Genomic DNA, 24,322 nt, shown 5'->3' on the forward strand with positions numbered 1-24,322 from the left:
GCTCGATGACATGCGACCGAACCCATTCCTCGCGCTGTCGCTGTGGCTGCTGGCGGGGGCTGCCAGTGCCGCGACCGGCTACACCCAGCCGCACCTAAGCCAGGCCGCGGGCGACGAGTCTGTGACGTTCCAGGGGCAGGCCTTCATCGACCACGGCCTGGTGGGTACCGGACGGCTATCGGCGCAGACCGTGGATTTCATGGGTGATACGCTCGGCTCGTTCTCCTCGCTGGGCATCCAGCCGGGCAGTTGGCGGCGCGTGGGCGACCATTACGAAGCCGTGCTGTGGACCTTGCCTGATCGTGGCCTCAACGACCCCGGCGCGCACCTGTTCTACGACTACGCGGCGCGCCTGCATCGCTTCCGCCTGCGCTTCACGCCCGACCAGGGTACGGGCCGTGCGTCCGCGCAGCAGGTGGAGATCGTGCCGGACGGCGGCCTGGTGCTGACGGACTTCCGTGGCAAGCCGTTCACCGGCGTGGACCCGGCGCAGGGCACGCTGACCGAACACGGCATCCTGTTGCCCTCGCCCAGTCATGACCTTGGTGCGGGCAAGGTATCGATCGACGCCGAGTCGCTGCAGTTCACCCGCGACGGCAGCTTCTACGTCGGCGACGAGTACGCCGCCAACGTCTACTACTTCGACGCGAAGGGCCGCCTGCGCGGCGTCATCACCCCACCGCCGGCCGTGGTGCCGCGCACCGGCGGCAAGATCGACTTCAACTCGCTGGCGCCGCCGGAGACCGGCCGCCGCAACAACCAGGGCGTGGAGGGCATGTCGCTGTCGCCCGATGGCACGCGCCTGTTCGTGGCGCTGCAGAGCGCGCTGATCCAGGATTCGGCCAAGGGCAATGCCAGCGGCCGCGTCAACACACGCGTGCTGGTCTACGACGTGAGCCACCAGGCCACGCCCGCCCACCCCATCGGCCACTACGTCATCACGCTGCCCGCCTATACCGCCAAGGGCGATGGCGGCGCGCTGGACCAGACCGCGGCGCAAAGCGAAGTGCGCGCGCTGAACGACCACCAGTTCCTGATGCTCTCGCGCGACGGCAACGGCCTGGGCAGCGACAACGGCCGGCCGTTCGTCACCAAGAGCGTGCTGCTGGTGGATACCAACGGCGCCACCAACCTCGCCGGCAGCCGCTACGAAACGACCACGGCCTCGGTACTCGCCGCGCCGGTGGCTTCCGCGCTGCGCGACGATATCCAGCCGCTGGCCTGGGTGGAGCTGGTGAACCTGCTCAATCCGGTGCAGCTCGGCCGCTTCGGGCTCAACCTGGACGATCCCATGCGCCGCGAGCCAACCACGCTGTCGGAGAAGTGGGAGGCGATGGACCTGGTGCCGACGCTCGACCCGGCCCATCCCGAGGATTGGTTCCTCTTCGTCGGCAACGACAACGACTTCATCGCCAGCCATTGCGTGATGCAGGGCCAGGCCTGCGATGCCACGTTCGACAACGACAACCGGCTGCTGGTCTACCGACTGACCTTGCCCACCATGCAGCGGCCGTCCGCGCCGGCGCACTGATCGTGGGTCAGGGCGTGGCGCGTGCCGTCGCGGAGGCATTCGCCGCCCGCAGCCGCGCCGCCTGCACGGCGGCGAGCCGGGCCCTGATCGCCGGCATGGCGGCCAGCGCAGCGCGCTCGCCTTCCATGATGGCCTGGTTCTTCTGCTCGAAATCCGTGGCGCCGATCTGGTTCACCTTGGGGCGGATCACGATATCCGCCCGCGCCAGCTCCTGTTCGCCCAGCTTCTGGCCCATGATCGCGATCGACTGGCCGACGATGCCGAGCATGCCCTGCGGGTTGCTGCCGTCGGCCTTGCTGGAGATATCCACCGCGATCACCACGTCGGCGCCGAGCTGACGCGCCGCATCCACCGGCACTGGGCTGACCACGCCACCGTCGACGTAGTGCCTGCCGTTGATCGCCACCGGCTCGAATACTCCGGGCACGCTGCTGGAGGCGCGCACCGCCTGGCCGGTATTGCCGCGCACGAACACCGTGCGCTGGCCCGTCTCCAGCTGGGTGGCCACGGCGGCGAACGGCAGGCCGAGCTTGTCCAGCGGGCGGTTGTTCACCCGCTGGTTCACGTAATCCTGCAGCGCCTGGCCTTGCACCATGCCGCCGGCGAACAGGCGCACGTCGCGCAGTTGGCCCTCGTCCAGCGAGGAGGCGGTTTCCTGCAGCTGGAACCCATCCATGCCGCTGGCGTACAGCGCGCCGACCACGCTGCCCGCACTGGTGCCGGCCACCACATCGGGATGGATGCCGTTGGCTTCCAGCATCTTGATCGCCCCGATATGCGCAAAGCCCTTGGCCGCGCCGCCGCCCAGTGCCAGCCCGATGCGCAGCTTGGCGGGCGGCTGCAACACCACCACGGGCGGCGGGGTGGGTTTGGTGCCGAAGCAGGCGCAAAGCGCCAGGCTGGCAAGCAGGGGCAGCAGGCGACGAGGATGGCGGAAGCGGGACATGGCGGGCGCGCGTGGAGGGATGGGCACCGCCGCCCCACGATGGAGGCGACGGCTGGCGCGCGAGTGTAAGGCCGCGATGGGGCGCCGCGGTGTCGGATCCGGGCGCGCCGTTGGGCAGGACTCAGGATAAGGCAGGGGCTAGGGCGGACTTGGCACCCCCACTACCCGTCCCCCGTCCCCAGCTCCCCTCAACCCGCCCGATCCGCCTCGACGTGGTAATGCGTGGCCACTTCCACTTCCTTCCGCGAACCCAGGAACACCGGCACGCGCTGGTGCAGGCCGGTGGGCTGCAGGCCCATGATGCGCTCGCGGCCGGTGGTGGCCGCGCCGCCGGCCTGCTCGATGATGAAGGCCATCGGGTTGGCCTCGTACATCAGGCGCAGCTTGCCGCCCTTGGCCTTGATCTTGGCGTCCAGCGGATAGAAGAACACGCCGCCGCGGGTAATGATGCGGTGCACGTCGGCCACCATCGAGGCCACCCAGCGCATGTTGAAGTCCTTGCCACGGGGACCGTCCACGCCGGCCAGCAGCTCGCCGATATAGCGCTGCATCGGCGTCTCCCAGTGGCGCTGGTTGGACATATTGATGGCGAACTCGGCGGTTTCCTCCGGGATGCGGATGTCACGCCGGCTGAGGATGAAGCTGCCGACTTCACGGTCCAGGGTGAACTCGTGCGTGCCGTGGCCGAAGGTCAGCACCAGCACCGTGGCCGGCCCGTACACCACGTAGCCGGCGGCCAGCTGGGTGGTGCCCGGCTGCAGGAAGTGCTCGGCCTTCGGCTCGGTGACGCCATCGGGGCAGCGCAGGATCGAGAAGATGGTGCCGACGGAGATGTTCACGTCGATGTTCGAGCTGCCGTCCAGCGGATCGAACAGCAGCAGGTGATGGCCCTTCGGATACATGTCGGGGATCGGCTGCGGGTCCTCCATTTCCTCCGAGGCGCAGGCAGCGAGCTGGCCGCCCCAGGCATTGGCCTCCAACAGGATCTCGTTGGAGATCACGTCCAGCTTCTTCTGCGCCTCGCCCTGGATATTGCCGGTGCCGGCATCGCCCAGCACTCCGCCGAGGGCGCCCTTGTTGGTGGCCACCGCGATGCGCTTGCAGGCGCGCGCGACCACTTCGATCAGCAGGGAAAGCTCGGCGTTGACATGGCCGGCGCGACGTTCCTCGATCAGGAACTGGATCAGCGAGATGGACTTCATGGCGAACCCGCGGGAAAAGGTGCGCCTATTGTCCGGGCGGCACCGGTACTTGTCAGCTCACTATGTGGCCAGTAGGGCCTCCGGAAACCACCAGCCCACAAGGTGGCCCGCCCTGCTGACAACACGCTGGCAGCAGGGGGCGCCCACACTGGCCGCCGTCAAAAGGAGGGAGTCTCATGCGCGATACGGTGTATTTCCTGGCTTTCGACGGCTTCGCCGACTGGCATGCCGCACACGCCCTGTGCGAGATCCGCCGCCCGGGGGAATGGCGATTGCGGACGGTCGGCTTCTCGCTGCAGCCGGTGGTGTCGATGGGCGGCCTGCGGGTGGTGCCGGAACTGACCCTGGACCAGCTCGACCTCGAGCGCGCCGCGCTGCTGATCGTGCCCGGTGGCTACCTGTGGGAGCACGGGCAGGAAGGCGGAGAGGCGGTGGACGCCGCGCGCCGCGTGCACGATGCCGGCGCGCCGGTGGCGGCCATCGACAGCGGCGTGCTGGTGCTGGCCCGGGCCGGCCTGCTGGATGCCTGCCGCCACACCGGCAGCTGGCCCGGCCATATCGGCACCCACGTGCCAGCCTACCAGGGCGCCGACCAGTACGACGCCAACGTGCTGGCGGTCAGCGACGGCGGCGTGATTACCGCCAGCCAGCTCGGCTGCGTGGAATTCGCCCGCGAGGTGATCCGCACGCTCGATCTGTACAGCCCCAGCGACCGCGAATACTGGTTCCGTCTGTTCAAGCACGCCCTGCCGCCGCCGTGGTGCGCCGCCGAAGTGTCGGCGGCCGTCGCGGCCTGAACCTGAGGAATCGTGCCATGTCCTCGCCGATCGGCAAGATCCTGATGGCCTACCGCCCCCTGTATCTGCGTGGCCTGCTGATGGATGGGCAATACAGGCTGCCTGCCAACATGCCGCCATCCGCCGGCAAACGGGCGGAGACCGAAACCACCGCCATCGAACGCAGGCCGTCCGCGGCCTGCAAGCCACTGCAAGGAGCTACGCGATGAATCGCATCCACCGTGGCAGTTGCCACTGCGGCGCCGTCCGCTACGAAGCGGAGCTGGACCTGGCCGCCGGCACCGGCCGCTGCAACTGCTCGATCTGCCGCAAGCTGCGCTTCTGGGGCGCGATGGCCAAGCCAGCGACGTTCCGCCTGCTCAGCGGCGAGGACGCACTGGCGGACTATCAGTTCGCCACCCACAGCGCGCACAACCTGTTCTGCCGCCATTGCGGCGTGCATGCCTTCCACCGCGGCTACGTGGAGGCGGTCGGCGGCGCCTACGTATCTATCAACGTGGCTTGCCTGGACGACGTGAGCGACGAGGAATGGGCCGCCGCGCCGGTGGGTTATGCCGATGGCCGCGCCGACAACTGGCGCGAAACACCGGCCGTGAGCAGCTACCTCTGAATCCATCCGCGCCGGAGACAAGCTATGTCGCTGCCATGCGTATCCGCCCCAGGGCAGGCGGCGAGGGCCGTTGCACCAGGCGGCCCTGGGAGATGTCCGTGCCCTGTGGGAGCGCACCCTGCGCGCGACCGGGGAGACAAGGCATCGCAAAGAGGATGGCGTTGCCGCTTCACTGGCCAGTCGCGCACAGGGTGCGCTCCCACAGGGTGTCCGGCAAGGCATGACTCCCGGCGCTGGCCGCTGCCGCACGACTGGGCGATGATGGAACGATGCGTCGCGCCGACCGGCTCTTCCTCATCATCCACGCCCTGCGCGGCCGCCGTACCGCGCTGCAGGCGCGCCAGTTGGCGGGCACGCTGGGCGTATCGCTGCGCACGGTCTACCGCGACGTGGCCGACCTGCAGCTCTCCGGCGTGCCCATCGAGGGCGAGGCCGGCGTGGGCTACCTGCTGCGCAAGGGATCGGACATCCCGCCGCTGATGTTCACCGCCGACGAACTCGAATCGCTGGTGGTCGGCACGCGTTTCGTGCGCGCCTTCGCTGGCCAGAAGCTGGCCGAGAGCGCGCAGGCGGCCCTGCTGAAGATCGAGGCGGTGCTGCCACCTGAGTTGCGCGAGCGCGCCAGCCGCACGCGCATCTACGCGCCGATCTGGCGCGACCAGAGCAAGAGCGATTTCGCCGCATTGATCGATCGCCTCAACGCGGCCATCACCGATGGCCAGGTGCTGCGGCTCGACTACAGCGACGAGGCCGGCCGCCAGAGCACCCGCGAGGTGGAGCCGCTGTGCCTGGCGTTCTGGGGCGGCGCCTGGACGCTGGGTACCTGGTGCCGCCTGCGCATCGGCTTCCGCAACTTCCGTCCCGACCGCATCCAGAGCTGTGTCCTCACCGGTGAGCGCTTCGACAGCGTGGAGGGCCGCAACCTCGACGCCTACCTGCAGGCGATGCGTGGGTACTACGAGGGCATGGAGGGCTGATCGCGCCTCGTCGCGGTGCCAGGCAGCGGGCCACGATGGCGCAGGAAGCGGCGGGACGCTACCCAGCTTCTGTCACAGGCGCCCGGGGAGCGGAGGGTGGAGGATGGCCGGCTGGTGCCATCGCCACCACTTCTTCGTCCAAGGGGAATCCGCAGTGAACAAAGCGCTACGCATGACTTGGCTGGCCGCGGCCGCTTTCGCCGTCGCCGTACCGGCCTGGGCCGAGCAGAATGCCGACGCCCGCTTCAAGCAGATCTACGAGCAGGAATGGGCCTGGCGCAATGGCCAACCCGGTGCCGGCGGCTCCAGCGAGGCGCAGCTCAACGGCTCCAGGTTGAACAATGTGGACCCGGCCAGCCAGCAGCAGCGCCTGGACTACTGGCAGAAGGTGATGGCAAGCCTGGATGGCATCGACCCCACGCAGCTCTCGCCCGAGGACCAGGTCAACTATGCGGTCTATCGCGCGCAGATCCGGAACCTGCTCGCCGCGCAGCAGTTCAAGGACTGGCAGATGCCGTTCAACAGCGACTCGGCGTTCTGGAGCGAACTGGGCTACCTGCTGGAAGGCGGCCGCCTGCACACCGCGCAGGACTACCAGCACTACATCGACCGCCTGGGCCAGGTGCCGTCGTACTTCCAGCAGCAGATCGACAACATGCGCGCCGGCCTGGCCCGCGGCTTCAGCGTGCCGCGCGAGGTGCTCAATGGCCGCGACGTGTCGATCGCCTCGGTAGCCGAGCTGAAGGACCCCACCCAGAGCACCTTCTACAAGCCGTTCCTGAAGATGCCCGCCTCGATTCCGGCGGCCGATGCGGACAAGCTGCGCGAACAGGCCAAGCAGGCGATCACGGGCAAGGTGGTGCCCGCCTACGCCAACCTGCTGACCTTCTTCCGCAACGAGTACGTGCCCAAGGCGCGTACCACGCTGGCGGCCGAATCGATGCCCGACGGCAAGGCCTGGTATCGCCAGCAGATCATCGAATACACCACGCTGGACCTGGACCCCGACGCCATCCACAAGGTCGGCCTGGACCAGGTGGCCAAGATCCACGCCGAGATGGTCAAGACCATGCAGGAGACGGGCTTCAAGGGAAGCTTCGCCGACTTCCTGCATTTCCTGCGCACCGACCCGCAGTTCTATGCCAAGACGCCCGACGAACTGCTGATGCGCACCGCCTGGGTGGCCAAGCAGGTGGACGCCCAGCTCGGCAAGGAATTCGGCCGCCTGCCGCGCCAGCGCTTCGCCATCGTGCCGGTGCCGATGGATATCGCGCCGTACTACACCTCCGGCCGCGGCGGTGCGGGCACCTACCTGGTCAATACCTACGACCTGCCGTCGCGCCCGCTGTTCAACATGCCGGCCTTGACCCTGCACGAGTCGATGCCCGGCCACGCGCTGCAGCTGTCGCTGGCCGCCGAGCAGCATGGCCAGCCGGAGTTCCGCCGCGAGGGCTACATCTCCGCCTATGGCGAAGGCTGGGGCCTGTATTCGGAATATCTCGGCAACGAGATGGGCATCTACCAGACGCCCTATGAGCGCTTCGGCTACCTCACCTACCAGATGTGGCGCGCCTGCCGCCTGGTGGTCGATACCGGCATCCACCACCTCGGCTGGACCCGCCAGCAGGCCATCGATTACATGACGCAGAACACGGCGCTGTCCGATCGCGAGATCGCCAACGAAGTGGACCGCTACATCAGCTGGCCGGGCCAGGCGTTGTCCTACGAGCTGGGCTACCTGAAGATCCTGGAACTGCGCCAGAAGGCCGAGCAGGCGTTGGGACCGAAGTTCGACATCCGCCACTTCCACGACACCGTGCTGCAGATCGGTTCGGTGCCGCTGCCGGTGCTGGAGCAGCGCATCGACCGCTTCATCGCCGAGGGCGGCCCGGAGCCGGACTTCGGCTGCGACTGCGCCAAGGACAAGGACGCCAAGGCCCCGTAGACTTCGCCCACCGCGCTTGCGTCGTTTCGGGGGGAACGGGTATGGGCGACACGCCTGGCGTGTTGGTGAAGGACTGGAAGGAAGCGATTCGCTATCCCGTGGTCTATCGCGTGACCACGGAGTCGCGGATCGCCCTGGCCCTGCTGGGGCTGTTGTTCGGCGCCTGCGGCGTGATGCTGGCCTGGACGCTGTGGCAGCGACACCTGGACCCTGCCGGCGCCGCCGCCATGGGGCTCATGGTGCTGGGCCTGCTGGCCGTGCCGGTCTATGGCGCGGCCTACGCGGCCAATGCCAGCCTGACCCTGGAGCGCGACGCCATCGAGGTGCGCAAGGCATTCTCCTCGCGCCGCCTGCGGCTGGCCGACATCCAGGGACGGCGCATTGGCCAGGGGCGATCGGGCAGGTACCGCATCATCGTGCCGTTCGACCGCCGTCCGCTGATGATCGACGGCGCCTCGTTCGGGCTGGACGACCGCTTCCAGGCATGGTTCAACGCACTGCCGGACCTGACCGCGCAGGAGCAGGTCGCTACCCGGGCTCAAGTGGAGAACGACCCCTCGCTGGGCCGCGACGCGCATGAACGCCTCGCCCGGCTCGACCGGGCCAGGCGGCTGGCCAAGGTGCTCAACGCGGCGCCGATGGCCCTGCTGCTATGGGCCATGGTCTATCCCCGGCCCTACGCCATCGTGATCGCCTGCGCGGCCCTGCTGCCCTGGCTGGGCGTGGCGATGGCCTGGGCCAGGCCCAACCTGTTCCAGCTCGACGGCAAGCCCGGCGACGTGCGGCCCAACGTGGGCACGCTGCTCTATATGCCGCCCCTGGTGCTCGGCCTGCGCGCGCTGTTCGACATCACCCTGGTCGACCGGGGCCCGCTGCTGCTGTGGGGGCTGTTGCTGGGCCTGCCGCTGTGCCTGGCGGCCCTGCTGGCGCCCAGGGCGGCAACCGCCGGACGGCGCGTGACGATCGGCCTGCTCATGCTGCCCTTCGCCTTCGCGTACGGGACCGGTCTGCTCGCACTGGCCGACACGCGATGGGACGCGGCCCGGTCCGAGGTATATCCCACCGCCGTCACCGGCAAGGAAGTCAGCCGCGGCAAGACCACCACCTACTACCTGGACCTGGCGCCCTGGCACCCCCGCATCGCCAGGAACCACGTCGCGGTGCCGCGCGCCTACTACGACGCCGTGCGGCGGGGCGATCCGGTCTGCGTGCGCTTGCATCCGGGCCGGTTCGGCCTGCGCTGGATGCAGGTCGGGGGTTGCGGCTAGCGGGGCAAGGTCGTGGCGAAAAATTCACCCATGAAGTAGAATCATCGTCAACTTCACTGGGAGAGTCATGCCATGGCTGCTCATCTCCAGCCTGAAAGCATCCCCGGCGCGGACCTCGGCGGCCCCGCGCTGCGCGCCTTCTTCCGGCTCGCCGAACGCTGGAACCTGCGCATCGCCGACCAGCGCCGGCTGCTGGGCGATCCGCCGGAATCGACCTTCTACAAGTGGAAGCGCCTGCAGTCGGGCACGCTGGGCCGCGACACGCTCGAACGCATCAGTTATCTGCTGGGCATCTTCAAGGACCTGCAGATCCTGTTTCCCGATGAGCAGCAGGCCGACACCTGGGTGCACCGCGCCAACCAGGCGCCGCTGTTCGGCGGGCAGTCCGCCTTGCAGCGGATGCTGTCAGGCAACGTCGCGGACCTGTTCGTGGTGCGCCAGTACCTGGACGCCCAGCGCGGCTGGGGCTGATGCGCATCCTTCCCGCGTCGGCCCGTCACATGGCGCGGCGGGTAGGACAGGCGTTCAGCCGCCAGGCGCAGCAGGCCACGTGCCGCCACTTCCTGCCATGGACGACCCTGCGGCCCACGTCGCAGCCAGCGATACGCCTACCCGACATACTCGCTTCCCCCGGCAGATCGCGTGAGTAGCATCGTCATGGCCGACACTCCACCGCTCAAGCGCATCCGCTGGAACCAGGCCTATCGCATCGTGCCCAGCCGTTTCCCGCCGGTCGGCGTATTCGACCGCATCGCCGAGCCCGGCGACCTGGAGGCGCTGTACGCCATCGAGGCCATGACCAATCCGCGCCTGCGCGACGAGTTGGGCGACTTGCGCCTGGTGCCGCCCGAGCGGCGCGTCAGCGGTCCCGGCACCACGCCGGTGATGGCGGCGTTCACCCATCTCAACCCGGAAGGCAGTCGCTTCTCCGATGGCAGCTGGGGCGTGTTCTACGCCGGCCACAGCGTCGCCACCGCGGTGGAGGAAACGGTGTACCACCGCGAGCGTTTCCTGGCTGCCACGGCGGAGCCGCCGTGCGACATCGAGATGCGCTGCTACCGCACCAGCATCCACGCCAGGCTGCACGACCTGCGCGGCGGCTGGAAGGCCGAGCACGATCCCGACCACTACGCGGCGGGCGTGTTGCTGGCGCGCCGATTGCGCGCCGAGGGATCGGACGGACTGGTTTACGACAGCGTGCGCCATCGCGGCGGCGAATGCGTGGCGGTGTTCTATCCCGATCGCGTGGCGCCCTGCGTGCAGGCGCAGCATCTGATGTACCGCTGGAATGGCAAGCGCATCGCCCAGGTGCTTACCGTGGACGAATGGAAACGCGGTTGAGCAGCGGCATGCGTTGAGCGTTCCCAAAAAGAACGGGCCTTCCGTTGCGGAAGGCCCGCCCCAGCGTCCGTGCCGGTACCCCCTTTTCTTGGGATTCTTTTAGAAGCGATAGCCGAGGCTGACGCCGTAGACCAGCGGGTTGATCTTGGCGTTGCCGACCTTGGTGCCGTCCACCTTCACGTCGCTCTTGATGTTGACCCAGCGCAGGTCGGCGGTGAAGATCCACTTCGGATTGATCTTCACGTCGATACCCGCGTGGGCGGCCACGCCGACACTGTTCTCGATGCTGACGCTGGAGCCCTTCAGCGCACCGGCGCTCTTGGTGTCGAAGAAGTTGGTGTAGTTGACGCCGACGCCCAGGAACGGCGATACCGCGGCATCGGGCAGGAAGTGATAGTTGATGCCGAGCGTGGGCGGCAGCTGCTTGGTCTTTGCCACCTTGCCCAGGCCGGAGAGCTTCACGTCGTGCTGGAACGGCCAGGCGGCCAGGACGTCCACGCCGATGTTGGGCGTGATCATGTATTCGAGGCTGGCGCTGGGGCGCACGCTGGTGCTTATCGAAGAGCGGGCGCCGGCGAGGTCGCCGTTGTGGCTCTTGGGATCGACGGCATGGGCACCGAAGCGCACCACCCAGTTGTCATTGGTATCGGCGTGGGCGGCAGGCGCGACGACGGCACCCAGTGCAGCGGCCATGGCGAGAGAGAGCAGGACTTTCATAGGGTTCATCCGTGTCTGTCATTAGGACGGCGCCATGGTCGTAAGGATTTCGTTGTGCGCTTTTGATCTGCGTCATAGATCCCTGGGGCATACGGCCGCAGGCGCTAATGCCTGCAAAACAAATGGCCCGCCTTGCGGGCAGGCCATGGCGCAGTGGGAAGCGGCGCAGCTCGCTCAGGTGTCGGCGTTGGTCGCCCAGCCTTCGCGATTGCCGCGCGTGAATACGCGGTCGCCATCCAGCACGTCGCCGGCGGCATGCGCCGGTTGCTCGCGCAGGCGGGCGTAGATCGGCGCGAAGTCAGGACGGGTCGCCTCGAACAGCTGCTCGAAGCTGTCGATCACGAAGTAGGTCTGCTGGTAGGTATCGATGCGGTAGCGCGTGCTCATCACGCGCTCCAGGCCGAAGCCGATGCGGTTGGGCGAGGGCGAATCCAGCGAATGGATCGACTCGCCCTTGGAGCTGACGATGCCCGCGCCATAGATGCGCAGGCCATCCCCGGTGTTTATCAGGCCGAATTCCACCGTGTACCAGTACAGGCGCGTGAGGTTCATCAGCGCCTCGGGGCCAATCGCGAAGGCCTTCATGCCGCCCCGGCCGTAGGCCTGCATGTAGTCGGCGAACACCGGGTTGAGCAGCAGCGGCACGTGGCCGAACAGGTCGTGGAACAGGTCGGGCTCGCTCAGGTAGTCCAACTGCTCGGGCTTGCGGATCCACCAGCTGACCGGGAAGCGGCGATGGGCCAGGTGGTCGAAGAACACCTCGTCGGGCAGCAGGCCTTCCACGGCCACCAGTTCCCAGCCGGTGGCCTTGCCCAGCACCTGGTTGAGGTCGCTGAATTTCGGGATGCCGCCGTCGCCCAGGCCGAAGCGCGCCACGCCATCGAGGAACTCCTGGCAGGCCCGGCCGGGCAGCAGCTCGCGCTGGCGCCGGTAGAGGGTGTCCCATACCTCGTGGTCGGTATGGCTGTAGTCCGCCCAGGGCTGCTCCACCACGCCGGTGGCGTAGACCGGCACGTAACCCCGGTCGGTCTGCTGGTGTTCGACGCGGCGTGGATTGGCGTTCATAGGGGGCTCCTGGCGCTGGGCCGTCGGGGTTGTCCTACAAGACAGCATAGGCCGGTTGCCGCGCATGATGTTTGTTTGATTGCGCTTTCTGTGGCTGTTTGCGCAATAATCATGCGCATACAAGCCATAAATTGGATATTTATTGCCGTGACCACCCTGGACCGCACCGACCTGCGCATGCTCGCCGTGCTGCAGCGAGATGGCCGCATCACCAATGCCGAGCTGGCGGAGAAGGTGAGCCTGTCGGCCTCCGCCTGCTTGCGCCGCCTGCAACGGCTGGAGGCGGATGGCGTGCTCACCGGCTATACCGCCCAGGTGGATCCCCAGGCGGTGGGGCTGGGCCTGCAGGCCTTCGTCCGCGTGCAGCTGACCAAGCACGAGAGCGCGGCGGTGGAGCGTTTCGTCGAGCGGGTGAACGGCTGGGACGAGGTGGTGTCCTGCTACGCGCTGACCGGCGACATGGACTACCTGCTGCACGTCTACGTGGCCGACCTGCAGGACTTCTCGCGCTTCCTGCTGGATCGGTTGCTGAACGCGGCGGGGGTGGCCGACGTCAATTCCAGTTTCGTCTTGCGTACCGTCAAGCGATCGGCCGCTTTGCCCCTGGCCCAGTGGGAGCGCTAAGAGCCTGTGGCAAGGGGACGCAGGAGGCTCGACTAACGCTAAACTAACCCGACCGATGAACACCCACACCCTTTCCGCCCCGGCCCGACGCGACCTGATGCGCCCCTTGCGCTACCTCTGGCGCGTGCCATTGCTGCTGCTGCACGTGCTGCTGGGCATCGGGCTGTGCGCGCTGGTGCTGAGCTGGGGACGCGATGCGGTGATGCGCGAAGGCCGCGAGCCGTTCACCCATCGCACCATCCGCTGGTGGTCGACCGCGCTGCTGCGCATCTTCGGCCTGCGCTCGGTGCGGATCGGCAAGCCGCTGGCCGACCCGGTGATGTTCGTGGCCAACCACACGTCCTGGCTGGACATCGAGCTGCTGCACAGCCAGCGCGCGGCCTGCTTCGTGGCCAAGGCCGAGATCGCCAGCTGGCCGCTGGTGGGTTGGCTGGCCGCGGCCGGCGGCACCATCTTCCACCGGCGCGGCAGCAACCATTCGCTGGCGGCGGTGATGCAGGTGATGGTCGAGCGCCTGCGTGCCGGCCGCTCGGTGGCGGTGTTCCCGGAAGGCGGCACGGGACACAACGGCGTGCTGCGCGTGTTCCATGCGCGCATCTTCCAGGCCGCGCTGGATGCCGGGGTGCCGGTGCAGCCGGTGGCGCTGCGCTTCGCGCGCGACGGGCGGCGGGTGATCGACGCCGGTTTCCGCGAGCACGAGAACTTCATGCAGAACTTCCTGCGCCTGCTGGGCGAGGCGCCGCTGGACGCCGAGGTGCGCTTCCTTGAGCCGGTGCCGTCCACGCCCGACGCGCGACGCCGCATGGCGGAGTTCTCGCGCGAGCGCATCGCGCAGGCGCTGGAAGACCAGCCGGATCGCGATAGCCGCGCATGAGCTTGCCCAAGGGAACGGATTTCCTGCCGCCATGGCCGCTGCGCAGCGGCCATGTCCAGACCATGCTGTCGTCCAGCGGCATACGTCGGCTGCTGTTGCCCAAGGCCGCCCACGCGGTGCTGGAAGGCGCAGAATCGGTGATGGTCGATGGCGGCGACGGCGTGCGCCTGACCGGCGCCTATACCGCCCAGAAGGCGCTGGGACGCTCGCGTGGCCTGGCCGTGCTGTTCCATGGCTGGGAAGGCAGCGTCGATTCCACCTATGTGCTGCAGACCGGCAGCCGTCTGCTGCGGGATGGCTGGGACATCTTCCGCCTCAACTTCCGCGACCACGGCGACAGCCACCATCTCAACGAGGCGCTGTTCCACTCCTGCCGCATCGATGAGGTAGTCAACGCGCTGGCCGACGTCGCGCGGCGCTATCCGAGCCGGCCGATGGCCCTGGCGGGCTTCTCGCTGGGCGGCAATTTCGCCCTGCGCGCCGCCCAGCGCGCGCCGGCGGCCGGCCTGCCGTTGAGCTATGCGCTGGCGGTGTGCCCCATCATCGATCCCAGAGAGGGCCTGTTCTCGCTGGAGCAGTCCGCGCCGTGGTTCTACCAGGCGTATTTCATGCACAAGTGGCGGCGCTCGCTGCAGGCCAAGCAGGCGGCCTTTCCGCACCTCCAGTATTTCGAGCTGTCCGAGCTCAAGCAGAACCTGCGCGGCCTCACCGCCTCGCTGGTGGCGCGGCATACCGACTTCGGCTCGCTGGAAGCCTATCTGGACGGCTATTCGGTGGCGGGCCGCGCGCTGGCCGACCTGCACGTGCCGGCCACGATCCTCACCGCGCGCGACGATCCGGTGATCCCGGTGGACGCGTTCGAGCGACTGGAGCTGCCGGCTAACGTGGAGCTGGATATTTCCACCTACGGCGGGCATTGCGGCTTCATCCGCGGCTGGGACATGACCAGTTTCACCGACGACTACATCGCGGCGCGCTTCAACACCATCGCCTCCGCCTGAGTGCGTCTCGTTGACAGCGGGCCGCACGGGGCCGACGATGCGGCAGCTGTCATACCGCCGTCGGATCATCCATCGTGCAACCTGGCCCGGGAGGGCGTGGCCATGGGCAGAGAGGCCAGAGGTATCTTCGAGGTAAAGATCACGCCGCAGCCGGCGCAGGAGGGCGTGGGCGATCCCAGCGTCGGCCGCATGGCGATCGAAAAACGCTTCCATGGCGAATTCGATGGCACGGGCCGCGGCCAGATGCTGGCGATGGGCACCGCGGTCGATGGCTCGGCCGGCTATGTGGCGATGGAGCGCGTGTCGGGCACGTTGCATGGACGCAGCGGCAGTTTCGCGCTGCAGCATACCGGCACCATGAAGCGCGGCACGCCACGGCTGTCGGTGACCATCGTGCCCGATTCGGGAACGGAGGGGTTGAGCGGCATCGAAGGCCGGCTCGACATCACCATCGCCGATGGCGTGCATCACTATGCGCTGGCCTACGAGCTGCCCGATACCGCCTGATGTTGCGGCGATCGCGAACAGGCTCTTGTACCGATTCCTTCGTTTCCAGGAGATCCACCGTGCAACTGCGCAGCGACAATTTCAGCCATGGGGAACCGATTCCGCCCCGCTACGCCTTCGCCAAGCGAGCCCAGCCAGTCGCCCTCTCGGACAACCTGAGTCCGCACCTGGCCTGGAGGGAGGCGCCGCTGGCGACGCGTTCCTTCGTGCTCACCTGCCTGGACTTCGACGTGCCGAGCAAGCCCGACGACGTCAACAAGGAAGGCCGCACCGTGCCGGCCGACCTGCCGCGCGTGGAGTTCGTGCACTGGCTGATGGCGAACATTCCGGTCGAATGCGGCGAGTTGGCCGAAGGCGCCTGCAGCGATGGCATCGTGCCGCACGGCAAGCGCGCGCCCTACGGGCCGCCCGGCAGCGTGCAGGGCCGCAACGACTACACCGGCTGGTTCGACGCCGATCCGGACATGCGCGGCGAATACCTCGGCTACGACGGCCCCTGTCCGCCATGGAACGATTCGCTGGTGCACCACTACCACTTCCGCCTGTACGCGCTGGACGTGGAACGCCTGAAGCTCGCCGACGGCTTCACCGTGAAGGAACTGCGCGAGGCGATGGATGGCCACGTGCTGGCCGAGGCGGAACTGATGGGCACCTACGCGCTGAACCCGGCGCTGGAAGCTTCGTGAACGGCGTCCAACGGTTTCGCCGGTCGCCCTCGCCTTCACGCTCGCAAGGCACGTGGTGTGGATGAATGTCGGCGGGGCGATGTGCTGCCCCGCCGAGAGGAAACGCACCATGCTCCACTATGCCCTGGTCTTTCTGGTCATCGCGATCATCGCGGCGTTGCTGGGCTTTACCGGCATTGCCGGCACCGCCGCGTGGATCGCCAAGATTCTCTTCATCATCTTCCTGATTCTCGCCGTCATCGCCTTTTTCCGCCGGGCGAGTTGATGTCGATGCGCGCCGGCGCGGCGCGATTTGGTTACAGTGATTTCCCGCCTCATCGGAGAACGTCATGAACAAGCAAGTCCAGGCGCATGAGGAAAACGGTGCCGCCGAGCGCATCGAGGAACGCGCCGAACGCATCAAGCAGGCCACCTCCAGCGCCGTGGCGAGCACCAAGGAAGCGGTCGAGCGCGCGGCCGATCATGTCGAGGAAAGCCTGCACCATGCCACTGACAAGGCCGCCGACGCGGCGACCCGTGCCAGTGCCAAGGCCGAGGAGGTCCGCCAGCGCGGCCGCGAGGCCTACGACGACGCGATCGACCGCGCCGACGAGTGGCTGGAACGGGCGCGCGACTACGTGCGCGAGAAGCCGGTGCAATCGGTGGCCATCGCGCTTGGCGCCGGCTGGCTGCTGGGGCGCATACTCCGCCGCTGACATCACCACGCTGAGGACGGCGGATGGACCAGACCGGACGCGACGACGCGCCCGCCTCGCCCGAGGAAACGGCTGCGGCGTCTCCCGGCCTGCTGGACGATATCGGCCGGCTCGGCCGCGCCTTCCGCCAGCTGTTCGGCGCGCAGCTGCACCTGCTGGCGGCCGAACTGGGGCTCGCGCGCAGCGCCGTGCACTGGCTGCTGGTGGCCGCATTGGCGGCCACCGTCGCCGCGGTGGGCCTGGGTCTGACCCTGCTGGGGCTGGCCGGCTGGCTGCTGGCGCAGTGGTTCGGTTCGTGGGCCTGGGCGCTGCTGGGGCTGGCGCTGCTGGAGCTCGGTTTCCTGGCCGGCGCCGTCGTGCTGTTCCGCCGCTGCATGCACTGGATGACCCTCCCCGCGACGCGGCGCGAATGGAGTGCGATGATGCGCGAGGCCCTGCATCGTCCCGAGCCGCGGGACGACGCCCCCCCGGAGGATGCGCCATGAGCCTGACCAAGCAGTTGCGTGCCGTGCGCTCGGCGCAGCACCGCGCCGGGCAGGCGCGCCATGAACTGGCCGAACCCGTGCATGCCTTGCTGTCGCGCGGGCAGCGATACCCGCTGACCACGGTCGGCATGGCGGCGGGTGCGGGCTTCGTGCTCGGGCAGCTGAACGTGCATCCGCTGCGCGTGCCGGGGCTCGGCGCCTTGCTGAGCGGCACCGCCGCGGAACTGGTGGGCCAGGCGGCACGCCTGCTGGCCGAGTTCGCGCAGGGCAGCTTCGACGTCTCATGAACGAGCCGACCGCCATCCCGTCGCCCGTCGCCGGAAGGGACGCGGCGCAGGCCGGAGTACCCGTCGAGGCGGTGCAGCCGCTGCCTGAGGCGCGGGGCGTGGTGCGCGCGCAGCGCACGCAGAGCGCACGGCGCCACCTGCGCGGCATCCGCATCGTGCTCAACGTATTCCTCGCGCTGGCACTGCTGTACACGGTGACGATCACCCGGCAGCTGCTGATACCGCTGGTGCTGGCCTCGTTCATCGGCCTGGCGCTCAATCCCATCGTGGCGCGCTGCGCGCACCTGGGCATCCCGCGCTGGCTGGGCGCCAGCGTGCTGATGATCGGGCTGGCCGCCGCCATCGGCACGGGCGTGGGCATGCTGACCCAGCCGGCGCTGGGCTGGGTCCATGGAGCACCCACCGCGATCCGCAGCTTCGTGCCCAAGCTGCGCTCCATCATGCAGCCGCTGGAGGCGGCCAACCGCGCCACGCAAAGCCTTACCGGGCAGGTGCGCGCGCAGCAGGCGGCGCAGCCGTTGTCCATCACCGCCTGGGATGTGGTGGCCTCCGCGCCGAAGGTGCTGGCGGGCGTGCTCACGGTGATGCTGCTGGTGTTCTTTTTCCTGATCTACGGCGACCTGATGCTGCGGCGGCTGGTGGAGGCGTCGCCCAGCTTCGGCTACAAGCGCCATGCGATCTCCATCGTGCGCGGCATCCAGTACGAGGTGTCGCGCTACATCCTCACCGCCACGCTGATCAACCTCGCCCTGGGCGCGGTCACCGCCGGCATGCTGTGGCTGTACCGCATGCCGGACCCGCTGCTGTGGGGCGCTGTGGCAATGCTGGCCAACTTCATTCCCTATGTAGGCGCCATCGGCACCACCGCCGTGCTTGCCGTGGTGGGCCTGCTCAATTTCAACGACGCTGGTTCCGCCATGCTGCCGGCGCTGACCTTCGCCGGCATCACCGCCTTCGAGGGCAACGTGGTGACGCCGCTGATCCAGGGCCACCGCATGCGGCTGAGCCCGATCGCGATCCTGCTGTGGCTGCTGGTGTGGGGCTGGCTGTGGGGCATTCCCGGTGCCCTGCTGGCGGTGCCGATGCTGACCAGCGCCAAGCTGGTGGCCGAACGCGTGCGCGGCTGGCGCTGGTTCGCGCTGATGGTGCAGCGCTGATCCACCCGCCGCCCGCGCCTACCAGTCGATGCGCTGGCGGTCGCGGAAGAAGCCGCCGGTGACGGCGGGACGCGAGGGCAGGGTGGCGGCCCAGACGATGCCGGCGGCGCCTTCGGCCACGGGGCGTCCGCCGTGGCCGCCCATGTCGGTGGCGACCCAGCCGGGGCAGACCGCGTTGACCAGGATGCCGCTGCCCGCCAGCTCGGTGGCGAGCAGGCGCGTGTGGCTGTTGAGCGCGGCCTTGGACACGCGGTAGGCCGGGCAGTCGATGCCCTCGCTGCCGATGGCGCCGCAGCCGCTGGAGACATTGACGATACGGCCGTAATCGTGGCGCCGCATCAGCGGCAGCATGGCCTCGGTGAGCTGCCAGGCACCGAGCAGGTTGGTTTCCAGCGCCTGGCGCACCAGGTCCAGGTCCGCCGTGGAGGCCTGGTGGCCGGTATCGAAGAAGGCGCCGGCATTGTTGACCAGGATGTCCAGGCGGCCGTATTCACCTTCGATGCGGGCGGCAAGCTCGCGGGCGTCCTGCGTCGAGGTGACGTCCAGTTTCGCGACCATCACCGTGCCGCCCTCGCGGCGCAGCTGGCGCGCCGCCTTGTCGCCCAGCGACGGCTGGCGCGCACCCAGCAGCACGGTGATGCCCTCGGCGGCCAACTGCCGCGCCACCTCGAAGCCGAGGCCGCGATTGGCGCCGCTGACCAGCGCCACGCGCTGCGACGGTTCCGGGTCGGGCGCCGCGTGGCGGCGGGCGGGCCTCTCCGGAAACGCCACCGCGTTCATGGCGTGGCGGCCAACTGGTCGCAACGCTCGCTGGCGCAGGCCTGCCAGCCGCCGCCCAGCGCCTTGTAGACCGCCACCGCGCGCAGGTTGATCGAAGCCTGCGCCTCGGCCAGCGAGTCCTCCGCCTCCAACTGGGTGCGCTCGGCGTCCAGCAGCTGCAGGAAGTCGGCGGCGCCTTCCTGGTAGCGGATGCGGGCAAGATCGGCCGCGCGGCGGCTGTTGGTCACCTGGTCCTGCAGCTTGATCACGCGGTCGCGTTGCAGGTTGTAGCCGACGATGGCGTTGTCCACGTCCTCCAGGGCCTGCAGCACGGCGCGCTGGTAGCTGGCCAGCGCGGCATCGGCCCTGGCTTCGCTGGCCTTGACGTTGGAGCGCACGCGCTGGACGTTGAGTCCGGACCAGCTGATGCTCGGCCCGATCGACCAGGCCCGCGACTGCGCGCCGCCGAAATCGTTGCTGCGGCCAGCGAGGAAGCCGAGGAAGCCGCCCAGCGCGATGTGGGGGTAATAGTCGGCCTTGGCCACCCCGATGCGAGCATTGGCGGCGGCCAGCTCGCGCTCGGCCACGCGCACGTCGGGCCGGCGTTGCAGCACGTCGCCGGCGTTGCCGATGGCCAGCGCCACGTCAATCGGCTTGAAGTGCTGCGGCGACAGGTCGATGTCCAGCTCGCCCGGGCGCGTGCCGAGCAGCACCGCCAAGTGCGAGGTGTCGTTCTGCGCCAGCGTCTGCAGCGTGGGCAGCTGGGCTTCCACGAACTTCAGGCGCGCGGTGGCGCTGGCCACGTCCTGTTCCGAGCCCGTGCCGATGTCTGCGCGCGCATGGATCAGGCGCAGCGATTCGCGCTGGTTCTCGATGTCGCGGTTGGCCACGTCGATGCGCAGCTGCACGCCGCGCAGGTCGAAGTAGTAGCGGGCCACCTCGGCGAACAGCGTCACCTGCGCATCCTGCAGCGAGGCCTCGCCGGCACCGGCTTCCGCGCGGGCCGCCTCCACCGAGCGGCGCACGCCGCCGAACAGGTCGATCTCCCAGCTGGCGTCAAAGCCCGCCTGGTAGCTGGTGATGTTGGTGCGCTGGTCGGTGAAGCCCGGCTGCTGTTCCTTGCTGCGCGAGTAGGCCGCCACGGCGTCCACATCCGGGATCTGCGCGGACTTGGCCACGCCCAGCAGGGCGCGCGACTCGCGCAGGCGGGCGTAGGCGATCTTCAGGTCCGGGCTGTTGGCCGCCGCGCGCTGGATCAGCGCATCGAGCGTGGCATCGTTGAACTGCTTCCACCACTGCGCCTGGAAGGTCTGCGTGGACTCCTGCGCATCGATGCCGTGCAGGGCCGCGGGCTTCTCCCGCGGCGCGTGGTAGTCGGGGCCGACGCTCACGCAGCCGGCGAGCATGAGGGCGGCAGCGATGGCGCTGAGCTTGTTCAGGTAAGACATATCAATGCTCCTCGAGGAGGTTGCCGGCCTGCGCCAGGCGGGCGGCCTTGCGGGCGCGGCGGCGTTCGCTGGAGCGTTCGCCCCAGCCGCGCACCAGCACGTAGAACAGCGGCGTGAAGATCAGGCCGAAGAAGGTGACGCCCAGCATGCCGGCGAACACCGCCACGCCCATTGCGTGGCGCATCTCGGCACCGGCGCCGTGCGAGGTGACCAGCGGCACCACGCCCATGATGAAGGCGAACGAGGTCATCAGGATCGGGCGCAGTCGCAGGCGGGCGGCTTCCAGCACGGCCTGCACGCGGTCCATGCCCTCGATGATCTGTGCCTCGCGGGCGAACTCCACGATCAGGATGGCGTTCTTGCAGGCCAGGCCCACCAGCACGATCAGGCCGATCTGGGTGAAGATGTTGTTGTCGCCGCCAGACATCCACACGCCCGAGATGGCGGACAGCAGCACCATCGGCACGATCAGGATCACCGCCAGCGGCAGCAGCAGGCTCTCGTACAGCGAGGCCAGCACCAGGAACACCAGCAGCACGCACAAGGGGAACACCAGCACCGCGGTATTGCCGGCGAGGATCTGCTGGTAGGTCAGCTCGGTCCACTCGAAGGTCATGCCGTTGGGCAGGTTGTCCGCGGCCAGCTTCTCGATCGCCGCCTGCGCCTGGCCGCTGCTGAAGCCCGGCGCAGGGCCGCCGTTGATCTCGGCGGTGGGATAGCCGTTGTAGTGCTGCACGCGGTCCGGGCCCACGGTCTGCTGCACGGTGAGGAACGAGCCCAGCGGGATCATTTCGCCCGTCGCGCTGCGTGTCTTGAGCTGCAGGATGTCCTGTGGTTCGTGGCGGAAGCCCGGCTCGGCGGACACGTTCACCTGGTAGGTGCGGCCGAAGCGGTTGAAGTCGTTCACGTAGAGCGAGCCCAGGTAGGCCTGCATGGCCTGGTACACGTCGGCCAGGTCCACGCCCTCGGCCTTGGCCTTCTCGCGGTCCACGTCCGCGTCGATCTGCGGCACACTCACCTGGTAGCTGGAGAACAGGCCCGCCAGCGTCGGCACCTTGGTGCTGGCCTGGATCAGGTTCTGGGTCTGCTTGTACAGCTCCTCGAAGCCTGCGTCCGAACGATCCTCCACCTGCAGGCGGAAGCCGCCGATGGTACCCAGGCCATTGACCGGCGGCGGCGGGAAGATCGCGATGTAGGCGTCCTGGATCGCCGCGTACTTCTGCTGCAGGGCGGCGGTGATCGCACCGGCCGACAGCGAGGCGTCACGGCGTTCCTCGAACGGCTTGAGCGTCACGAACACGATGCCGGAGTTGGTGCTGTTGGTGAAGCCGTTGATCGACAGGCCCGGGAATGCCACCGCGCTCTCCACGCCCGGCTGCTTGAGGGCGATGTCGCTCATGCGGCGGATGACGTCCTCCGAGCGGTCCAGCGAGGCGGCATCCGGCAGCTGGGCGAAGGACACCAGGTACTGCTTGTCCTGCGCCGGCACGAAGCCGGTGGGCACGTGAGCGAAGCCGAACAGGCCAAGCACCACCAGGCCGCCATAGATGACCAGCGCAATGGTGCCCGAGCGCAGGACGCGCTTGACGCCGCCCACGTAGCGGTCCGCGCTGGTGACGAACAGGCGGTTGAACGGGCGGAACAGCCAGCCGAACGCGCGGTCGATGGCGAGACTCAGCTTGTCCTTCGGCGTGCCGCGGTCCTGCAGCAGCAGGGCGGACAGCGCCGGGCTCAGCGTGAGCGAGTTGAACGCCGAGATCACCGTGGAGATGGCGATGGTGAGCGCGAACTGGCGGTAGAACTGGCCGGTCAGGCCGCTGATGAAGGCCGCCGGGATGAATACCGCGCACAGCACCAGCGCCGTGGCCACGATCGGCCCGGTCACCTCGTTCATCGCCTTGCGCGTGGCCTCCTTCGGCGACAGGCCGTGTTCGATATGGCGCTCGACGTTCTCCACCACCACGATGGCGTCGTCCACCACGATGCCGATGGCCAGCACCAGGCCGAACAGCGACAGCGCGTTGAGCGAGAAGCCCGCCATCAGCATCACCGCGAAGGTGCCGATCAGCGACACCGGCACGGCGACCAGCGGGATGATCGAGGCGCGCCAGGTCTGCAGGAACAGGATCACCACCAGCACCACCAGCGCGATCGCCTCGAACAGTGTGTGCACCACCGCCTCGATCGAGCCGCGCACGAACACGGTCGGGTCATACACGATCTGGTAGTCCACGCCTTGCGGGAAGTCCTTCTTCAGGTCCGCCATCAGGTGGCGTACCTCGTCGGAGATCTGGATCGCGTTGGAACCGGGGCGCTGGAAGATCGGCAGCGCCACCGCCGGCTGGTTGTTTAGCAGGCTGCGCAGCGCGTAGTTGTTGGAGCCCAGCTCCACGCGGGCCACGTCGCGCAGGTGCACGAAGGAACCGTCGGCGTCCTTGCGCACGATGATGTTGAGGAAGTCCTCCTCGGTGATCAGCCGGCCCTGCGTGTTGATGTTGAGCTGGAAGGCGGCATTGGTCGGCCCCGGCGGCGCGTTGAGCGCACCGGCGGCGACGGTGATGTTCTGCTCCTGGATCGCATGCACCACGTCGCCCGTGGTGAGCTGGCGCGTCGCCAGGCGATCCGGGTTGAGCCAGACGCGCATGCTGTACTCGCCGGCGCCGAAGATCTGCACGTCGCCCACGCCGTCGAGGCGGGCGAGCTGATCCTTGATATGCAGGCGCGCATAGTTCGACAGGTACAGCATGTCGTAGCGCTGGTCCGGCGAGATCAGGTGCACCACCATGGTCAGGTCGGGCGAACTCTTCTCGGTGGTCACGCCCAGGCGCTGCACTTCCTCGGGCAGACGCGGCAGCGCCTGCGACACGCGGTTCTGCACCTGCACCTGCGCGTTGTCCAGGTCCGTGCCCAGCGCGAAGGTGACGGTGAGCGTCATCGCGCCGTCGCTGGTGGACTGCGAGCTGGTGTAGAGCATGCCTTCCACGCCGTTGATCTGTTCCTCCAGCGGCGTGGCGACGGTTTCGGCGATCACCTTGGGGTTGGCGCCGGGATAGCTGGCGCGCACCACCACGGTCGGCGGCACCACCTCGGGGTATTCGCTGATCGGCAGCTTGAACAGCGCGATGCCGCCCGCGATCAGGATCAGTACGGAGAGGACGCCGGCCAGGATCGGCCTGTCCACGAAGAATTGGGCGATTTTCATTACGTTCGTCCTGGTTGCTCTAGGCACCATTCCCGCGCGGGGCGGGGACTTTGGTTGCCTTGTTCGCGGTAATGCGGGGACAAGGCGACCCTGGCCCTCTCAAAAACAGAGAAGGCTTCCATTTCCAATCGATGCTTTCCTAAGCCGTCATCCCGCGAAGGCCGGGATCCAGCAGCGGCACGGCGCGAAGGTGCCGCA

At 68.2% G+C, this 24,322-nt stretch carries 26 protein-coding genes; 19 read left to right on the forward strand and 7 right to left on the reverse strand.

Annotation, left to right across the window (positions count from 1 at the left end):
* Nucleotides 1-10 precede the first annotated feature (10 nt).
* Nucleotides 11-1,531, forward strand: coding sequence for an esterase-like activity of phytase family protein (locus MJ605_RS07255; protein ID WP_243040635.1), 1,521 nt, complete (start codon nucleotides 11-13; stop codon nucleotides 1,529-1,531).
* 7 nt (nucleotides 1,532-1,538) lie between these two features.
* On the opposite strand, the gene MJ605_RS07260 is transcribed toward MJ605_RS07255, so the two are convergent.
* Nucleotides 1,539-2,477: a patatin-like phospholipase family protein gene (locus MJ605_RS07260; protein WP_243040636.1), complete on the reverse strand. Its 939-nt coding sequence runs from the start codon at nucleotides 2,475-2,477 to the stop codon at nucleotides 1,539-1,541.
* 188 nt (nucleotides 2,478-2,665) lie between these two features.
* Complete coding sequence (locus MJ605_RS07265) at nucleotides 2,666-3,679, reverse strand: class 1 fructose-bisphosphatase (RefSeq protein WP_243040637.1); 1,014 nt, start codon at nucleotides 3,677-3,679, stop codon at nucleotides 2,666-2,668.
* Nucleotides 3,680-3,855: 176 nt separating this feature from the next.
* On the opposite strand from MJ605_RS07265, the gene MJ605_RS07270 reads away from it, so the two are divergent.
* From MJ605_RS07270 to MJ605_RS07305, 8 genes are all read left to right on the forward strand, one after another.
* Complete coding sequence (locus tag MJ605_RS07270) at nucleotides 3,856-4,476, forward strand: DJ-1/PfpI family protein (protein WP_243040638.1); 621 nt, start codon at nucleotides 3,856-3,858, stop codon at nucleotides 4,474-4,476.
* 17 nt (nucleotides 4,477-4,493) lie between these two features.
* Nucleotides 4,494-4,685, forward strand: coding sequence for a hypothetical protein (locus MJ605_RS07275; protein ID WP_243040639.1), 192 nt, complete (start codon nucleotides 4,494-4,496; stop codon nucleotides 4,683-4,685).
* Complete coding sequence (locus MJ605_RS07280) at nucleotides 4,682-5,086, forward strand: GFA family protein (protein ID WP_243040640.1); 405 nt, start codon at nucleotides 4,682-4,684, stop codon at nucleotides 5,084-5,086. Before MJ605_RS07275 ends, MJ605_RS07280 begins: the two co-directional genes overlap by 4 nt.
* Before the next feature lie 269 nt (nucleotides 5,087-5,355).
* Nucleotides 5,356-6,063, forward strand: a complete 708-nt coding sequence (locus MJ605_RS07285) for a helix-turn-helix transcriptional regulator (RefSeq protein WP_243040641.1) — start codon at nucleotides 5,356-5,358, stop codon at nucleotides 6,061-6,063.
* 172 nt (nucleotides 6,064-6,235) lie between these two features.
* A complete protein-coding gene (locus tag MJ605_RS07290) occupies nucleotides 6,236-8,008 on the forward strand; it encodes a DUF885 domain-containing protein (RefSeq protein WP_243040759.1) in 1,773 nt (590 codons plus the stop codon).
* Nucleotides 8,009-8,049: 41 nt separating this feature from the next.
* Entirely contained in the window at nucleotides 8,050-9,276 is a 1,227-nt protein-coding gene (locus MJ605_RS07295; protein ID WP_243040642.1) for a hypothetical protein, read from the forward strand.
* Between the two features lie 72 nt (nucleotides 9,277-9,348).
* On the forward strand, nucleotides 9,349-9,747 hold the full coding sequence (locus tag MJ605_RS07300; RefSeq protein WP_243040643.1) for an MbcA/ParS/Xre antitoxin family protein: 399 nt from the start codon (nucleotides 9,349-9,351) through the stop codon (nucleotides 9,745-9,747).
* Between the two features lie 186 nt (nucleotides 9,748-9,933).
* On the forward strand, nucleotides 9,934-10,617 hold the full coding sequence (locus tag MJ605_RS07305) for an RES family NAD+ phosphorylase (protein WP_243040761.1): 684 nt from the start codon (nucleotides 9,934-9,936) through the stop codon (nucleotides 10,615-10,617).
* 99 nt (nucleotides 10,618-10,716) lie between these two features.
* Here MJ605_RS07305 and MJ605_RS07310 read toward each other — a convergent pair whose 3' ends face one another.
* Both MJ605_RS07310 and phhA read right to left on the reverse strand, forming a co-directional pair.
* Nucleotides 10,717-11,334, reverse strand: coding sequence for an OmpW/AlkL family protein (locus tag MJ605_RS07310; RefSeq protein ID WP_243040644.1), 618 nt, complete (start codon nucleotides 11,332-11,334; stop codon nucleotides 10,717-10,719).
* A gap of 174 nt (nucleotides 11,335-11,508) precedes the next feature.
* The gene (gene phhA, locus MJ605_RS07315) at nucleotides 11,509-12,399 is read right to left on the reverse strand and encodes a phenylalanine 4-monooxygenase (protein ID WP_243040645.1); all 891 of its coding nucleotides are present in this window, start codon (nucleotides 12,397-12,399) and stop codon (nucleotides 11,509-11,511) included.
* Nucleotides 12,400-12,546: 147 nt separating this feature from the next.
* Between phhA and MJ605_RS07320 the strand changes: the two genes are divergently transcribed.
* From MJ605_RS07320 to MJ605_RS07365, 10 genes are all read left to right on the forward strand, one after another.
* Nucleotides 12,547-13,023: an Lrp/AsnC family transcriptional regulator gene (locus tag MJ605_RS07320; protein WP_243040646.1), complete on the forward strand. Its 477-nt coding sequence runs from the start codon at nucleotides 12,547-12,549 to the stop codon at nucleotides 13,021-13,023.
* 55 nt (nucleotides 13,024-13,078) lie between these two features.
* A complete protein-coding gene (locus tag MJ605_RS07325) occupies nucleotides 13,079-13,897 on the forward strand; it encodes a lysophospholipid acyltransferase family protein (protein ID WP_243040647.1) in 819 nt (272 codons plus the stop codon).
* A complete protein-coding gene (locus MJ605_RS07330; protein WP_243040648.1) occupies nucleotides 13,894-14,898 on the forward strand; it encodes a YheT family hydrolase in 1,005 nt (334 codons plus the stop codon). Before MJ605_RS07325 ends, MJ605_RS07330 begins: the two co-directional genes overlap by 4 nt.
* A gap of 102 nt (nucleotides 14,899-15,000) precedes the next feature.
* Nucleotides 15,001-15,405, forward strand: a complete 405-nt coding sequence (locus MJ605_RS07335; RefSeq protein WP_243040649.1) for a DUF3224 domain-containing protein — start codon at nucleotides 15,001-15,003, stop codon at nucleotides 15,403-15,405.
* Nucleotides 15,406-15,464: 59 nt separating this feature from the next.
* The gene (locus tag MJ605_RS07340) at nucleotides 15,465-16,091 is read left to right on the forward strand and encodes a YbhB/YbcL family Raf kinase inhibitor-like protein (RefSeq protein ID WP_243040650.1); all 627 of its coding nucleotides are present in this window, start codon (nucleotides 15,465-15,467) and stop codon (nucleotides 16,089-16,091) included.
* A 109-nt stretch (nucleotides 16,092-16,200) separates the two neighbouring features.
* Entirely contained in the window at nucleotides 16,201-16,356 is a 156-nt protein-coding gene (locus MJ605_RS07345) for a DUF1328 domain-containing protein (protein WP_243040651.1), read from the forward strand.
* A gap of 64 nt (nucleotides 16,357-16,420) precedes the next feature.
* Nucleotides 16,421-16,786 (forward strand): ElaB/YgaM/YqjD family protein, encoded by a 366-nt coding sequence (locus MJ605_RS07350; protein WP_243040652.1) that lies wholly within the window; start codon nucleotides 16,421-16,423, stop codon nucleotides 16,784-16,786.
* A 23-nt stretch (nucleotides 16,787-16,809) separates the two neighbouring features.
* A complete protein-coding gene (locus tag MJ605_RS07355) occupies nucleotides 16,810-17,271 on the forward strand; it encodes an ABC transporter ATP-binding protein (protein ID WP_243040653.1) in 462 nt (153 codons plus the stop codon).
* Nucleotides 17,268-17,558, forward strand: a complete 291-nt coding sequence (locus MJ605_RS07360) for a hypothetical protein (protein WP_243040654.1) — start codon at nucleotides 17,268-17,270, stop codon at nucleotides 17,556-17,558. The genes MJ605_RS07355 and MJ605_RS07360 overlap by 4 nt, the downstream gene beginning before the upstream one ends.
* Nucleotides 17,555-18,715: an AI-2E family transporter gene (locus MJ605_RS07365; RefSeq protein ID WP_243040655.1), complete on the forward strand. Its 1,161-nt coding sequence runs from the start codon at nucleotides 17,555-17,557 to the stop codon at nucleotides 18,713-18,715. Before MJ605_RS07360 ends, MJ605_RS07365 begins: the two co-directional genes overlap by 4 nt.
* An 18-nt stretch (nucleotides 18,716-18,733) precedes the next feature.
* Here MJ605_RS07365 and MJ605_RS07370 read toward each other — a convergent pair whose 3' ends face one another.
* The 3 genes from MJ605_RS07370 to MJ605_RS07380 are packed head-to-tail and all read right to left on the reverse strand — an operon-like array spanning nucleotide 18,734 to nucleotide 24,124.
* On the reverse strand, nucleotides 18,734-19,495 hold the full coding sequence (locus MJ605_RS07370; RefSeq protein ID WP_243040656.1) for an SDR family oxidoreductase: 762 nt from the start codon (nucleotides 19,493-19,495) through the stop codon (nucleotides 18,734-18,736).
* Nucleotides 19,492-20,922, reverse strand: coding sequence for an efflux transporter outer membrane subunit (locus MJ605_RS07375; protein WP_243040657.1), 1,431 nt, complete (start codon nucleotides 20,920-20,922; stop codon nucleotides 19,492-19,494). Before MJ605_RS07375 ends, MJ605_RS07370 begins: the two co-directional genes overlap by 4 nt.
* Before the next feature lies 1 nt (nucleotide 20,923).
* Nucleotides 20,924-24,124, reverse strand: coding sequence for an efflux RND transporter permease subunit (locus MJ605_RS07380; RefSeq protein WP_243040658.1), 3,201 nt, complete (start codon nucleotides 24,122-24,124; stop codon nucleotides 20,924-20,926).
* Nucleotides 24,125-24,322 lie beyond the last annotated feature (198 nt).

It is taken from the genome of Dyella sedimenti, from assembly GCF_022760995.1.
Lineage (GTDB): Bacteria > Pseudomonadota > Gammaproteobacteria > Xanthomonadales > Rhodanobacteraceae > Dyella > Dyella sedimenti.